Genomic DNA, 15,431 nt, shown 5'->3' on the forward strand with positions numbered 1-15,431 from the left:
ATCACAACTATTAAACACTGAAAAACAGCTCTCACTCATTTTACGAACAACTTTACTCATTCAACATACCCGTTTCCTCATTATTGATTTTTTAAAAAGAAAGTTGGTAGTAGTTTTGATACCATAAACAACAAGATATGAAGGCAGTACAAATTATAATCATTCTATTTTTATCATCTACAATTTTTGGTCAAACTATAAAAGACAATACTCCATTTATTGAAGTTACAGGAAAAGTTGAACTAGAGATAAGTCCAGATGAAATCTATTTAGATATTTCTTTAAAAGAAAGCATTAAAAATGGAAAAAAAACAACATTAGACAAATTAGAAGATTGCTTAAAAGAAGAGCTAGAGATTATTGGAATACCTAAAGAATGTTTATTTGTTTCTGATATTAACTCGGTAATTGCTAAAACAGGATGGTGGACAAAAGAAATATTATCTACTGGTAAATACTCATTAAAAATAACCAGTCCAAAAAAACTTAAAGAAGCTTTTAAAATTTTTGAAAAACTTAAAATTACAGATGTCCGTATCACAAAAGCAACACATTCTAAGTTAGATTTTTATAAAAAGAAAAATAGAATTGCAGCAATTAAAGCCGCAAAAGAAAAAGCTGACTATTTATTAAACGCAATAAATGCCAATACAGGAAAGCCTTTAAAGGTAAATGAAACAAACCACGATTTACAAAATTTCGCACAATTAAACTACGTAAATAATTCACCTAACAGATACGAAAGCAGTATTTCAAAATCATATAACAAAGGTATAGTTCAGTTTGAAAACATTAAACTAACGTCTTCTATCTATGTCATTTTTGAAATAAAATAAAACATTAAATACATTAATAACATAAAACAATAAATTATGAAAACTTATATATTAAAAGCACTATTCATTTTTACTATTCTAATTACTAAAATTGGATATTCAAATAATTCTGAAGACAAAACAAAAAAACAAACAACTAAAGTCGCTTTATTACTAGATACAAGCAGTAGTATGAGCGGACTCATCAATCAAGCAAAAGCACAATTGTGGGAAATTATTAACGAATTATCGCACGCAAAGTGTAATGGAGAAACTCCTAAATTAGAAATTGCGTTATATGAATATGGTAACGACAAACTTTCTTCTAGTGAAGGTTATATTCGTCAAGCATTACAATTTACCAGTAATTTAGATGATGTTTCAGAACATTTATTCTCTTTAACTACTAATGGTGGAAGTGAATTCTGCGGACAAGTAATTCAAACATCTTTAAACCAATTAGAATGGGGAGACAATAATCATGATTTAAAAATGATTTTTATTGCAGGAAACGAACCTTTTACTCAAGGTAAATTAAACTACAAAGATGCCATTACCAACGCTAAAGAAAAAGACATAACTGTTAACACTATTTTTTGTGGTGATTACAACCAAGGCGTTTCTGGTATGTGGCAAGACGGAGCTACTTATGGTGGCGGAGATTATATGACCATTAATCACAATAAAAACATTGTTCATATTGTAACTCCTTATGATAGCAACATTCTTATTTTAAATAAAAAACTAAACAAAACATACATTCATTACGGAAATTCGGGACATTCAAAATACAGTAATCAAGCAAAACAAGATGCTAATGCTGCAACTTTAGATGAAGTTGTAATTGTAAAACGTGCCATTAGTAAAAGTTCTAAGCTATATAAAAATACTGAGTGGGATTTGGTAGATGCTTCAGAAGCAAAAGAAATTGATTATAACTCTTTAAAGAAAAAACAGTTGCCTAAAAACTTACAAACTAAATCATCTAAAGAAATAAAAAAATATGTAGATGCTAAACGTAAAGAACGAGTAGATATTCAAAATAAAATTCAAGAATTAAATAAAAAAAGAAAACAATACGTTGCCAAGAAACAAAAAGAAAATTCTAACAAAAATGAATTAGAAAGTGTAATGATTAAAGCTATAAAGAAACAAGCTAGAATGAAAAAATATTCTTGGTAAGGTTAAATTATTAAGATTACGTCATTGCGAGCTAAGTGGATAATATTCTTAATCGGGGGCACTTTTAAGTTAAAACTTCTCGTAATGACTTTCTTAATACTTAAGAGCGCATTTATAAATGGCACAAAAAAAAGACGCTGGATTAAAATAAATCCAGCGTCTTTTTTTTACTTTATCAATAAATCTTGCCCAATACTAATTTCATTGGTACTTAGCCCGTTTACTCTTTTTAAGTTTGCTACAGATATACTATGTCTTCGTGCTATTGAATACAATGTATCTCCCTTTTGTACTTTATAAGATTTAACCTTAACCTGGTTACCCTTATTTAGTTTTCTAGCACCCATTCTGTCATAAACAGTCAAATTATATTTTTTAATAATCGTTATCAGCTTTTGCGGATATCTTTTATCAGTTGCATAACCAGCACGTCTTAAACCATAAGCCCAACCTTTATAATTCTGATTTCCTAGTTTAAATAAACTAGCATAACGTTTTCTTGAAATTAAAAATTGTGAATGATCTTCGTATGATGTTTCAGGGTATTTATACTTTCTAAAGCACTCGCCTTTTTCATCATCATCATGCGTAACACTTTTACCTTTCCATCCTCTATGGCATTTTATACCAAAATGATTGTTTGATTTTATTGCCAACTTACTTCTTCCACTACCCGATTCTAATACCCCTTGTGCTAAAGTTATACTTGCAGGAATATTATGTTCATGCATTTTTTTAACCGCAATACGTGCAAATTTTTGAATATATGCTACCGTATGATTTGAATTTGTTTTTAAAGGTTTTTCTATCTGTTCTAATTGTGGCAATTCAGGATATACTTCTTCCTTTTCTTGAAGCACCACTTTTTTATGACTTCTATTTACTACATTTTTATTTGAACCACAGCTCACCATAAAAACAGCACATGTTACTATATAAAAAACTAATCTTATTCTCATTAAACGTTTATTAAATCTTTATTTTTATTCTTTAACTTTTCATTTACTCCTGTAATTCCTTGTAAACCTCCTGTATGAATTACTAAAATTTTAGTGTTTTCAGGAAACTCATTTTTAGCTATTTTATCTAAAACACCAAACATCATTTTCCCTGTATATATTGGATCTAACGAAAGTCCTGTTTGTTCTTTTAATTCATTTATAAAACGAATTAAATCTGTATTATATTTTCCATAACCACCAAAATGATAGGTAGTATCTAACTTCCAATTATCATCTTTTGTTGTTAATAGTTGAATTTCTTTTGTTAGAAAATCACCTTTTAAAGCAGGGAATCCTATAATATTTTGATGTGTTTTTGCTGAATTTATTAAACCTGAAATTGTTCCTCCAGTTCCTATTGCGCAACAAATATAATCGAATTTATTATCTTCCTCAATTAAGATTTCTTCACAACCTTTTATTGCTAAATCATTGGTTCCTCCTTCTGGTACTAAATAAAAATCACCAAACTCTTCTTTTAATTCATTAATAAAATATTCAGAAGTTTTATCTCTGTATTTTTCTCTCGATATAAACTTAAACTGCATTCCACTTTTACGCGCTTCCCTTAGTGTTGCATTACCTGCTAATGTTTTGGCTACATCTTTACCCAACTCATCTCCACGAATAATTCCAATTGTTTTAAAACCAGATAAACTACCTGCTACAGCTGTTGCTACAATATGATTAGAAAATGCACCTCCAAAAGTTAACAATGTCTTTTCTTGTAATTTTTTAGCCTTTGCAATATTATATTTAAGTTTTCTAAATTTATTCCCCGAAACAAACGGGTGAATTTCATCTTCTCTTTTTACAAACAATGTTACTTTTTTTTCTTCTAAAATTGGAAGAAATATTTGTTCATTTTTGGTTACAAAAACTTGATTAAAAAAAGAATTTTCAATAGTGTTCAAGGTCGAGAATTTATTTTGGTAAAAATACTAGAATTTTCAATGGATTAACGATTATTCTAAACTTGATTTTGTAACAAAAAAACACGAACTTAGCTACATGTTGTCAGTTAATTACAAGACTATCAAACGGCAACAATAAAAATAAACTCTTATTATTAAAACATGGATAGTAAATTTAACATTGCAGTACTTATTGATGGGGATAATGCCCAACCTAAATTATTAAAAGAAATAATTGAAGAAGTTTCTAAATATGGTAAAGCCACTATACGAAGAATATATGGTGATTGGACTAGCCAGCAAATGAATAGTTGGAAAACAATTATTAATCAACATTCAATAAGTCCGATTCAAAAATTTTCTTACACTACTGGAAAAAACTCAACAGATGGTTCTTTAATAATAGATGCTATGGACATTTTACACGGAAAAAATATTGAAGGTTTTTGCATTGTTTCTAGCGATAGTGATTATACTGGACTTGCAAAAAGAATTAGAGAGCAAGGATTATTTGTAATGGGTATTGGCGAGAAAAAAACACCTGAAGCATTTGTAAAATCGTGTGAAGTTTTCACTTTTACTGAAAACTTAAAAGATGAACAAAATGAAATAACAAAACTTAAATCAACAAAAGAAACAGCTAATAAAAAAGTTAAAGAGATACTTGAAAAAGTTAAACTAACAAAAGAAGATTTAAAAACAATAGATAAAGCTTTTGATATTTCAACTAACGAAGAAGAAAATGCCTACATTTCAACTTTAGGTGTTAGTATTAGAAAAATAGACCCTAGTTTTGACCCAAGAAGTTATGGTTTTAAAAACCTCACTAAACTTTTTGAAAATATCGATAAATTTGAAGTTATAAAAAACGAAGTTCGTGGATTAAATCACCCTTTATTACGAATGAAATAGAAGTATATTTAATGTAATTAACCTTTTATAAATTAACTTTTTAACAAAAAAATACAGATTTTAATTCTAAAAAAACGAAACTATATTCTTAATGTTGTAAAAGATTGAAGATGATCTTTGATCTAAAAATAAAATATACAATTGATATTAGTTTCTTTACTTAACATAGCAATATTTCAAGGTATAGTTTTAGGTACTATTATTTTACGATCGCCTTTTTTCAAAAATGAGACCAATAAGTATTTGGCCTATGCTATTTTTACGCTTTCTATTTCTTTATTAAATTTTGTTCTTGATGAAACTGAAGCATATATTTCTTATCCGTTTTTACGCTTTTTTGATATTGTAGATTCAGCACTTTTATTTCCTGTTTTTATTTTTTTATATGCCAGTTATCAAGTCAACCATCAACCAAAATATTCTAAAAAATCATATTGGTTATTTCTTCCATTCATACTCTCAATTATATATAGTATTTCAGACGAATGTGTCTCAATAAACATACCTGATAACAATTTTAGTATTCTTTTACTTATCACCAATCTATTTGGCTTTGTTATTTTTATAATTACATTATTCTTTATTCCTTTTATTTTATTTAAGACGTTTCAATCCATTAAATTATCAACTAACATCCAAGAAAAAAAATGGTTAACATATTTGTGGCTTTTTGAAGTAATTTTTTTAACATCATGGTTAATTGCTATTATTTTAAGTTTATTTATTGAATCTAAAATATCCAACGCTATGCATATAATAGCTTTATTTACTACACTACTAATTCATTGGGTAGCTTACTTTGGAGTATATAAATTTAAATTAGCCAACGATCAACAAAAAATTAGATTTATACTTACTCTTAGAAATCAAAAAGAAACTTCTGTCTCAATCTCAAAGGCATCGAAATTAAAACAAAAAGAACATTCAAAACCACCTGAATACAATTTATACTTTAAAAAACTAGAAGGTCTTTGCGCTAATCAAAAAATTTATAGAGACAACACTTTAGATAGAAATAAGGTTGCTGAAATGCTAAACATTAGTCCGAGTTATATTTCTCAAATTGTTAATTCTAGTACTGGTAATAATTTCGCTACTTACATTAATCACTATCGCGTAGAAGATGCTAAAAAATTCATTCTAGATAAGGAATTTGAAAACTACAGTTTATTAGCAATTGGCTTAGAATGTGGGTTTTCATCAAAAACAACTTATTACAATTCTTTCAAAAAAATAACTGGTTTAACGCCAAATGCCTATCGAAAAAATCATCAATAGGCATTTATATATAATTTAATAGATATTGAAAGCTTAAAAATTAGAAACTTGTTCTTCTACTTTTTCCCAATCAGTCATTAAATTTTCTAAAGTTGCTTTTTTTCCTTTATAAGTTTCAAAAAAGTTAGGACGTGCCGAAACTTCATCATAATTATTTGCTAATTCTAAGTCTATTTTAGTTATTTCTGCTTCTAAATCTGCAATATCACGTTCAATTTTAGATAGCTTGTTTTTAAGTTTTTTTAATTCTTTTTCTTGCTCTCTAGATAATTGATGCGCTTCCTTTTTAGCTGTAGGTTTTTCAACTTTAACTACTGTTCTTTTCTCTGCTTCCCTAAGATTTTCCATCTTATGCTGCTCTAAGAAATAATCAATATCTCCAAGATACTCTTTAATTTCCTTGTCTTTAAATCCATAAACAGTTGATGTTAATCCTTGTAAGAAATCTCTATCGTGAGAAACAACAATTAACGTTCCGTCGAAATTCTTTAATGCAGTTTTTAATACGTTCTTAGAAGCTATATCTAAGTGGTTTGTTGGCTCATCCATTACCAACACATTAAATGGTGATAATAATAGCTTACACAATGCTAAACGATTACGCTCACCTCCTGATAATACTTTTGCTTTTTTATCTACAGCATCTCCACCAAATAAGAATGATCCTAACATGTCTCTAACACGCATTCGGTTAGTATCAGAGGCTGCATCTTCCATAATTTCTAAAACAGTCTTCTCCGGAGGTAATTCTTCAGATTGGTTTTGTGCAAAATATCCTATCTCAACATTATGTCCTAGTTTAAGATTTCCTATAAAAGGTATTTCACCAACCATCATTTTTGCCAAAGTAGACTTTCCTTGACCATTTTGACCAACAAAAGCAATTTTACTGTTACGCTCAATCATTAAATCTACATCTTCCAAAACATGCTTATCTCCGTAGCTCTTACATAAACCATCAGCTTCAACAATAATTTTACCTGGCTCTTTAGAAATATTAAAACGAACATTCATTGCTGCATTATCATCTCCATCAACTTCTATAAGTTGCACTTTATCTAATTGCTTCATTAGCGATTGTGCCATAGAAGCTTTACTAGCTTTTGCCTTAAATTTATTAATTAAATGCTGCTTCTGCTTAATTTCTTTTTCTTGATTTTTCTGTGCCTGTAACTGTTTCTCTTTAATCTCTGCTCTTAATACCAAAAATTGAGAATATGGCTTCTTATAATCGTAAATCTGCCCTAAAGAAATCTCAATCGTTCTATTAGTTACATTATCTAAGAACATCTTATCATGGGAAACTAATACTATTGCACCTGAATATGATTTTAAGAAATTTTCTAACCAAATGATCGATTCAATATCTAAGTGATTCGTAGGCTCATCTAATAGCAAAATATCGTTATCTTGTAATAATAATTTTGCTAATTCAATACGCATTCTCCAACCTCCTGAAAAAGTATTGGTTAGTTTATCAAAATCTTCACGTTGAAAACCTAAACCTTGTAAAATTTTCTCTGTATCACCTTGGTAGTTATATCCTCCTAAAAGTTCATAACGCTCAGTTAAATCAGTTAAATCAATAATTAACTGTCCATAAGATTCACTTTCATAATCTGTTCTTGTAGCTAGTTGATTGTTAATTTCGTCTAACTTTAATTCTATTTCTTTTATCTCTTCAAAAGCTTGGTAAGCTTCTTCTAAAATAGTTCTTCCTTCAACAAAATCTATATCCTGACGCAAGAACCCCATACGAATGTCTTTATCAAAAGCCATGGTACCACCACTGGTTTCGATGTCTTTAGAAAGTACTTTTAATAGTGTAGATTTCCCTGCTCCATTCTTTCCTATCAATCCTATTCTATCTCCCTTATTTAACTTAAAAGTGATTCCTGAAAACAAATCAGATCCCATGAAAGAAACCGATAAATTATGTACGTTTAACATATTTTTTTGCGTAATTTTGAACGACGCAAAGCTACTTAAATTATGATTAACAAAGGAACAAAGTTATATAGTGTTTTAAAAGGTAAATGTCCTCGTTGTCACGAAGGTGAATTCTTTAAATATAGCGTTACAATTAATCCTAAAAAAATCACTAAATTACATGATAATTGCCCAAAATGTAATTTAAAATACATGATGGAACCTTCTTTTTTCTTTGGAGCAATGTATGTAAACTACGCTATAGCTGTAGCTTTATTTGTTGGTGTTTTTGTTATTGCTAAAATGCTTTTTGGTTTAACTATATTACAAAGTTTTATAGCAATCGTAGTTGTTTCTTTTTTATTAACTCCTTTTAGCCTGCGCTTATCTAGAATAATTTGGATAAATATGTTTATTAGTTTTCGTAAGGATTCTCCCTTAAAAGAATAATTTAAACATCAAATCGTTTAATATCAATATCTTTATCTAATTCTTCACCATTTTCTAAGTGGTTGAATAAGTTTTTTGATACCGTTGGACCAATCATAACGCCACGAGTACCTAATCCGTTTAAAACAATTAAGGCTTTGTGTTCTGAATGTACTCCAACCATAGGTCTTCTATCGCATACGGTAGGTCTAATACCTGCTGTATGACCAACAATAGTATAAGGTACGGTTATTACTTTTTTAAGTTTCTCTTGTAATTCTTCTCGAGCTTCATCAGTTGTATCACATGTTTTATCAGTCCAATTAAAAGTAGCTCCAACTCTGTAGTTATCATCACCTAAAGGCATTACAAAAGTATTCGATTTTAATAAAAAATCAATATTTAAATCAGGAGCATGTATTGTTATTGTTTCTCCCTTTACTTCTGCTAAAGGTAAATGCTTAAAAAAAGGGTTTTTAGTTATTCCAAAACCTTCACTAAACACAACTCTACCTGCATTTATATTTTGATAAGTAACTCCATTTTCTGAAATATCTAAATCATCATATTTAAATGTTGATGATATTAACATATTCAAATCCTTTATGTATTTTCTATATGAACTAACCAATAAAGCAGTATCTATTCTTCCGGTACCTGTAAGCTCTCCAAAGCCATAATCACCTATCACTCCATCAACCTTTCCTTTAATAACCTCAGGATTCATATAATGTGATAATGTAGGTTTATCTAATGCAGTAAACCAGTTATTAACATCGCTAATACCCGTAAACGCTTTTTTAATTGAGAAGTTATAGTTTAGTTTAACTTTTAGTTTATCCTCTAAACTCTTATAAAAAGGCTTTGCCTTTTCTATTTGTTTATGACCATTCCAAGAAGCATTAAAACGTTTTAATATTACCGGATTATATACCCCACCTGCTGCAATAGATGAAGTTTGTGAGTTATCTTCAAAAATAACAAATGTTTTATTTTCTCTTAATAACTGTTCTGCAAAAGAAATTCCTGCTAAACCTAAACCTACTATAATATAATCTACGTTAGTTTTCATGGTTCAAAAGTAATATTTATTACAATAAAAAAGAGCTTGCAAAGCAAGCTCTTTTAAATATTTTTATGATATGATAATTAATAGTTCCACATATCCATTTCTCTATCACGTATTCCTTCTTTAACTCTATCAGCTTCTAATAATTGAAATAATGAATTACCTCGAACATAATCCTTAATAGATCTATCTCCGTAAATATTTTCTTCTTTCATTATTGTAGAAGTAAACCTTCTAGCATTTAACAAGTTATCATATGATAATGGTTGTGCAGAGTTAATTGGATTAAAAACTTTAGATGAATGTAACGTTTTTCTTGCATCTGGAAAAAATACCCAAAACAGTTCGTAAACAGCCTCTTTATCGTCAATTCTTCAACTCCTAATGTTTGAACGTCAGGTCCCATTGGCGCTAAAGCCAACATACGGTACTTTAATTCTCCACCTCGTTTATCGAAATACCAAAGACCTTTAATTAAATACCCTTTAATATCAGCAGATTGAACAGAATAAGGATCCATGTTTCCATAACCATCATCACGCTCGTTAAATGTTAATTGTTTAATCTGTTCCATTCCAATCTTAGTCGTAAAATAAGAATCACTATATACTTCTTTTATTTCACCTTTCTGAATACCTTTTAACAAAGTATCAAATAACGAACGACGCGTTAAACCTGCATTTGTAGTATCAATTGGATAATAATAAGGCAAATTAATTTTTTGATTTAAATCAACGTATTCCCATACTACTTTAGACCATAACACATCTCTATCACTAATATAGCCATAAGGAAGTGGTTTGTCATCTTCTGAAATAATTTGAGCTTCAGATTTAAATCCAATATCTTCTACCTTCTTAGAGTTTAAAAGGTTAGCTTGTGCACTTGCACTACTTATAGTAGCAAGAGCAAATAAAACCATATAAAAACGCATCCAATTCATACTTTAAATTTTTTACTTATTAATTTGTAATTTCGATACTAACTGGTAATACTTTTCTAATCTTATAATTAGAACCAGAAACCGATGCTTTAATATCATAAATAGTAATTACATCATTTCTTCTAGCTTTATTAAGAGCTTGCTTCGCTCTTGTTGAGAAAGTTCTACCATTAACAGGTATTGTTACCTGACCTGGTACTTTAACTTTAAAACTATGTACATTTAATTTTAAATCGAATAAGAAATCTGGTAAACCAGCAGCTACACTAATTCTAGATAAACTTGCTTTTGGCATTTTTACTGTACCATACTGACCTCTTACCATACCTACAGCTGGTGGTATGTCTTTAATTCTGTATTTTTTTGGTGTGCTAATTTTTCCACCTCCTGGTAACGTAGCAGATACTCTAATAGTAACTTCACTTCCTTTACCTGGATACATTGCATATCTATCACCTTTAACTCTTTTTAAACCTGGTGCAGATGCAGAAACCTTATTTCCTGATACTCCTGGTACAGAAATTGTTAACGGGTTAGATAAACCACGATATACTACATTCATTTTATCAGCAGATACAACTGCTTGATTTGGCTTAGGAATTACTGAGTAACCTCCTAATATAGGAATAGTAACTAAAGAATCGTTCTCCATAAATTGGAACTCTCCTTTTAATTCTTTGTCTCCTACTGTACCAGCTGGTCCGTCTAAAATAACTTGACCTGCTTGAATTTTATCTGCTGGCATTTCTTCTCCGTTAAGAATAACTTTCTCAGCTGTTAAATTAGGATCATTCTTTCCTAAAACGATTTTACCTGATAATTTCTCACCTGGATAGTATGCGTTCTTTTCAAAAACTACCATTGCTTCGTAATTCTTTAAAGAAACAGCACTTTCTAATTCTCCTTGTAATAAAGCGGTTAAAGCATCAGCTTCAGTAGTTTTAACATCTGCCTGAATTTGAGTTAGCTTAGTTAATGATGCAATTAAAGGAAAACCTTCATAATTGTATTTCAACCAATCTATTTTCTTTCCTTCTTTATTTGTAACGTTACCTGTGCTAAAACGAGCAGCAACTACTGTAGACAATTCCGACTCACCTAAAACAACTAAAGATTGCTCTCTAAATTGATTTATTTTATCTACAAATTCTTTTCCTTTTGGTGTAATTTTTCCACTAGCAAAAAAATATTGATCTAAAAAACCTGACTTATCCATAGATTCATAAGCTTTCTTATCTTCTATGTCAGCTGCCATTTTCGTTTTTAAATCTCCGATGTATGCAAATAATTCATCTGCCATACTTCTAAGCTTATCCGTTTTTTCTTTAGCTTCACCATATTGCTTTGCTTGCTCTGATGCTTTTAATGCTAATGTTTCGTATGAAGCATTATTCTTCTCGGTAGCTCTAATATTAGACTCCGATAATTTCTCATTCATTAATCCAAATGCTGATAAAACTTCTTTACTCATGTTCATTGCTAACATCGCAATAAATACAAGGTACATTAAGTTTACCATCCTTTGCCTTGGTGACTGTTTTCCTCCTGCCATCTTAAATTAGTTTGTTTAGTTAATAAAAATTAGATAAACTAATTAGATTATTTAGTTGACATCGCTGTTAACATTCCACCATATACTCCGTTTAAAGAAGATAAGTTTGTTGCTAATGATTCCATTTGTTCTTGTAAACGTGCTGTGTTTTCAACTAAAGCAGAGTTAATGTCAGCTTGCTTACTTGCACTTTCTACTTGTGTAGTATATAATCCGTTTAAAGATTCTAACTTAGCAGCTGCCATTGACATTTGCTCGTTATATTGGTTTGTAGAAGATACAGTTGCTGATGTTGCTGTTAATCCTTCTGCTGCTCCTTGGAAATTTTTAATACTATCTCCTAAACTAGAGATTAAAGTAGAATCTAACTTTGCTTCTTTTAAAATATCATCTAATTTTTGAGATAACATACTTTGTGCATCTTGAGGTGCTTCAATTTTACCTTTTTTACCTGTAGACTCACTTCCTGCTAATTCTGGATATACTTTTGACCAATCTAATTCTTCTTCAATAGGTTCAAATGCTGATATAGCAAAAATAATTGCTTCTACAACTAAACCTAATGTTAACATTACACCACCTGTTAAAGGTCCGATTTTAAAGTGCATGATTTTAAATAAAGCTCCAAGTATTACTACTGATGCTCCTAAACCATAAGCCATGTTAAAAATTTTCTTAGTCGATTTTGATTGTGCCATTTTTGTTTTATTTTTAGGGGATTAATATTTATTCTTAATTTATTATTTATTTATTTTTACTTGTACCTAAGAAATCTTGTACAGTTCTAAATCCGATATAACTTCTTGCTGTATCTGCATATTCCCAATCACGAGAACTTACTTCTAAAAAATAAGCTACATCTTTCCATGAACCTCCACGAATAATTTTTCTACGATTTTCTTTTATCTCTACGTTAGGATTCATTGTTGACCCCATATAATAAGACATTTGATTATATGCTGTATTTGTCCATTCTGATACATTACCAGCCATATTAAACAAACCATATTCATTTGGATTGTATGATTGAGCTTCTACAGTATATAAAGCTCCATCGGCTGCATAATCTCCACGTACTGGTTTAAAGTTTGCTAAGAAACAACCTCTATCACTTGTTGTACTTGGTCCACCCCAAGGGTATTTACCAAAATTCAATCCTCCACGAGCGGCATATTCCCATTCTGCTTCAGTTGGTAATCTAAATGAAGGAACTAATCCTAATTTTTTCTTAGATCGTTGAAAATTGTTTTTAGTTTGTGTTCTCCAGTGACAAAAAGCCTTTGCTTGGTTCCAAGTAACTCCAACTACAGGGTAGTTTTCATAAGCCTTGTGTGCAAAATACTCTTGATGCATTGGATCATTATATGAGTAATTAAAATCTTTAATCCAAACTGTAGTATCAGGATATACATTAAGAACTTCATCTTTCATAAAGTCTTTTCTGTTTTTCCCTGTTTTTGCAGCTTGTTCATTATCAAACCAATAATACCTATAATTTAATAACTTTGTATTAAACGTTCGTATTCCGTTTAAAGACTCATCTTTTTTAAGATATAAAGAATCCATTACTTCAACATAATCAGTATCAGGATATTCTTGCTGAGCCCAAACAAGCTCCTCTTGCCAGTTTAAAGGCTTTAAAGAATCTAACCCTTCACCTAATTCATAATAGTTTTCACGCATATACTTTGCATATGGTGACTCATTTACTGTATCTTTTGAAGCGAATGCATATAATTGAATACCTGATGCATTCTTACCTCCGTTTTCTACATCATCTTCTCCTCCTGAAGAAAATTCAGCTTGATATGCTAATTTTGTTCTTGTTATAGAATCTCTTACCCAAAAAACAAATTGCTTATACTCACTATTAGTAATTTCAGATTCATCCATATAAAATGGTTGTACTGTAACTGTTTTTGTTGGTGCGTTCATCGCTCCTAAAGGATCTTCATCTTGTTTTCCCATGGTAAACGAACCTCCAGGTATCTTAGCCATTCCATACGGTTTTTCTGCAAACCATTTTCTTTTTGACTTTTCTCCTATCAACTCACCTCTATCACCACTTGAACCACAAGCGTAAATTAGAGATACTAATAATGCAAACACTGTTATTTTTTTCATATTATTCTTTCTTATAAAAAGAGGGCGTAAACCTATTATTTTTTTCATTAAAAAACAATTACCTGATATAATTTTTTAAAAACTTAAAATTAATACACTATTATACAAGCTTTTGTAATGCTTTAAACCATCTATCTGGCATTTTATGCTTTAACGCTTGCTCATAATCTCTATAGTTACAAGGTATTAACGCATGTCTTTTGTGTTTATTATTCGATATTAAATTTATTTCCATCCACCAACGACCACTTTTATCACTTTTATAAAAGTTTATAGGGTCATCATCACTTAAAAGTACCGTAAATTTCTGGTAACTTTCTTTTGTTACATATGGGTAATCTTTAGCTCTAGCATTAACGCCTTCAATAAAATACCATATAATTTGAGCTATTAAACTTGCTGTTTGATAATTTGAATCAAACCTGCTACTATATTCATAGACACCAAAAGAGGTTACTTTGTCACTTATTCCTGCATATCTTGCTATCGCACAAATATCTTCTCCATAAAAACCATTAGGAGAAGCATTCTCATTTGCAGGGGCTTCACTTTGCCTCACACAACCAATATCTATACTAACTACATCAGCATCTCTCATTATTGGTTCGACTAAAGTTACATCTTTTACTTCACCTAACCTAAAGGTATCAAAATATAATTTATCTAGCAAATCTATTTCTTCTTGTGAATTAAAATATGTTTGATAACCTATATTACTGTAATTAAATAAATTATTAGGCTGCTCCATAATAACTTTACTCAAAAACGAATTAGAAGACAAGTCATCATCTATAGCACCTAAATCAAAACGACTGTCAACTGACACTAAATTTACAGTTTGTTCTAAAGAATCATACCCCCTATAATTAGCATAAGTAATATCTTGACTACCTCCAATTATAACAGGAATTATTTTTCTTTTCAGTAAATATTCAATTGTTTTTTTTACTGCAAAATGAGTATCCTTAAGTGTACTTCCTTGCTCTATATTTCCTAAATCGGCTATTTTAGTATTCCAATTCCCAGGAAATAATTGATATAGTTTTTCACGAATATAGCACAGTTCTTCTCCACACCCCTCGTTGTTTTGAGCACCTCTACCATCTTTCACACCTAAAATAGCAATATTCATTTCTGATAAATCAGGAAAACCATTTTCTTCGGTATGAATATTAATATTTTGACCCAATGACGAAACAGGCTGCGACATTAAATGTACAACGGTAGTATTTTTTATAGGGGTAAAAAAACTAAAATTCATCTTTAAAAGGGGATATTTAAAG

At 29.9% G+C, this 15,431-nt stretch carries 15 protein-coding genes; 5 read left to right on the top strand and 10 right to left on the bottom strand.

The annotated features are described in order from the left end of the window. Positions 1-137: 137 nt before the first annotated feature. Both H518_RS0103755 and H518_RS0103760 read left to right on the top strand, forming a co-directional pair. Positions 138-836 (top strand): SIMPL domain-containing protein, encoded by a 699-nt coding sequence (locus H518_RS0103755; RefSeq protein WP_028887825.1) that lies wholly within the window; start codon positions 138-140, stop codon positions 834-836. Between the two features lie 36 nt (positions 837-872). Next, positions 873-1,997, top strand: a complete 1,125-nt coding sequence (locus H518_RS0103760; RefSeq protein WP_028887826.1) for a vWA domain-containing protein — start codon at positions 873-875, stop codon at positions 1,995-1,997. Positions 1,998-2,164: 167 nt separating this feature from the next. Here the strand turns inward: H518_RS0103760 and H518_RS0103765 are convergent, their stop codons facing one another. Together H518_RS0103765 and H518_RS0103770 are read right to left on the bottom strand one after the other, a co-directional pair. Continuing rightward, positions 2,165-2,956 (bottom strand): glucosaminidase domain-containing protein, encoded by a 792-nt coding sequence (locus H518_RS0103765; protein WP_028887827.1) that lies wholly within the window; start codon positions 2,954-2,956, stop codon positions 2,165-2,167. Continuing rightward, positions 2,956-3,903 carry a 1-aminocyclopropane-1-carboxylate deaminase/D-cysteine desulfhydrase gene (locus H518_RS0103770; protein ID WP_028887828.1) on the bottom strand — a complete coding sequence of 316 codons (948 nt, stop codon included), beginning with the start codon at positions 3,901-3,903 and terminating at the stop codon, positions 2,956-2,958. Before H518_RS0103770 ends, H518_RS0103765 begins: the two co-directional genes overlap by 1 nt. Before the next feature lie 171 nt (positions 3,904-4,074). On the opposite strand from H518_RS0103770, the gene H518_RS0103775 reads away from it, so the two are divergent. Together H518_RS0103775 and H518_RS0103780 are read left to right on the top strand one after the other, a co-directional pair. Then, on the top strand, positions 4,075-4,824 hold the full coding sequence (locus tag H518_RS0103775) for an NYN domain-containing protein (protein WP_028887829.1): 750 nt from the start codon (positions 4,075-4,077) through the stop codon (positions 4,822-4,824). A gap of 141 nt (positions 4,825-4,965) precedes the next feature. Beyond that, complete coding sequence (locus tag H518_RS0103780) at positions 4,966-6,102, top strand: helix-turn-helix domain-containing protein (protein ID WP_028887830.1); 1,137 nt, start codon at positions 4,966-4,968, stop codon at positions 6,100-6,102. Positions 6,103-6,135: 33 nt separating this feature from the next. Here the strand turns inward: H518_RS0103780 and H518_RS0103785 are convergent, their stop codons facing one another. Beyond that, entirely contained in the window at positions 6,136-8,052 is a 1,917-nt protein-coding gene (locus H518_RS0103785) for an ABC-F family ATP-binding cassette domain-containing protein (protein ID WP_028887831.1), read from the bottom strand. 42 nt (positions 8,053-8,094) lie between these two features. Here H518_RS0103785 and H518_RS0103790 point away from each other — a divergent pair, with 42 nt between their 5' ends. Continuing rightward, on the top strand, positions 8,095-8,481 hold the full coding sequence (locus H518_RS0103790) for a DUF983 domain-containing protein (RefSeq protein WP_028887832.1): 387 nt from the start codon (positions 8,095-8,097) through the stop codon (positions 8,479-8,481). 1 nt (position 8,482) lies between these two features. On the opposite strand, the gene H518_RS0103795 is transcribed toward H518_RS0103790, so the two are convergent. From H518_RS0103795 to H518_RS0103820, 7 genes are all read right to left on the bottom strand, one after another. Continuing rightward, entirely contained in the window at positions 8,483-9,532 is a 1,050-nt protein-coding gene (locus H518_RS0103795; RefSeq protein WP_028887833.1) for an NAD(P)/FAD-dependent oxidoreductase, read from the bottom strand. A 77-nt stretch (positions 9,533-9,609) separates the two neighbouring features. Continuing rightward, complete coding sequence (gene porN / locus H518_RS21515; RefSeq protein ID WP_316929590.1) at positions 9,610-9,873, bottom strand: type IX secretion system ring subunit PorN/GldN; 264 nt, start codon at positions 9,871-9,873, stop codon at positions 9,610-9,612. After that, entirely contained in the window at positions 9,771-10,472 is a 702-nt protein-coding gene (gene porN / locus H518_RS19175) for a type IX secretion system ring subunit PorN/GldN (protein ID WP_316929589.1), read from the bottom strand. Before porN (H518_RS19175) ends, porN (H518_RS21515) begins: the two co-directional genes overlap by 103 nt. A gap of 19 nt (positions 10,473-10,491) precedes the next feature. After that, on the bottom strand, positions 10,492-12,024 hold the full coding sequence (gene porM / locus H518_RS0103805; RefSeq protein WP_028887834.1) for a type IX secretion system motor protein PorM/GldM: 1,533 nt from the start codon (positions 12,022-12,024) through the stop codon (positions 10,492-10,494). A 47-nt stretch (positions 12,025-12,071) separates the two neighbouring features. After that, entirely contained in the window at positions 12,072-12,722 is a 651-nt protein-coding gene (gene porL, locus H518_RS0103810) for a type IX secretion system motor protein PorL/GldL (protein ID WP_028887835.1), read from the bottom strand. A gap of 46 nt (positions 12,723-12,768) precedes the next feature. Then, positions 12,769-14,148, bottom strand: a complete 1,380-nt coding sequence (porK, locus tag H518_RS0103815) for a T9SS ring complex lipoprotein PorK/GldK (protein WP_028887836.1) — start codon at positions 14,146-14,148, stop codon at positions 12,769-12,771. Positions 14,149-14,248: 100 nt separating this feature from the next. Continuing rightward, positions 14,249-15,409 (bottom strand): formimidoylglutamase, encoded by a 1,161-nt coding sequence (locus tag H518_RS0103820; protein WP_028887837.1) that lies wholly within the window; start codon positions 15,407-15,409, stop codon positions 14,249-14,251. Positions 15,410-15,431 lie beyond the last annotated feature (22 nt).

The organism is Tenacibaculum ovolyticum DSM 18103, assembly GCF_000430545.1.
GTDB lineage: Bacteria > Bacteroidota > Bacteroidia > Flavobacteriales > Flavobacteriaceae > Polaribacter > Polaribacter ovolyticus.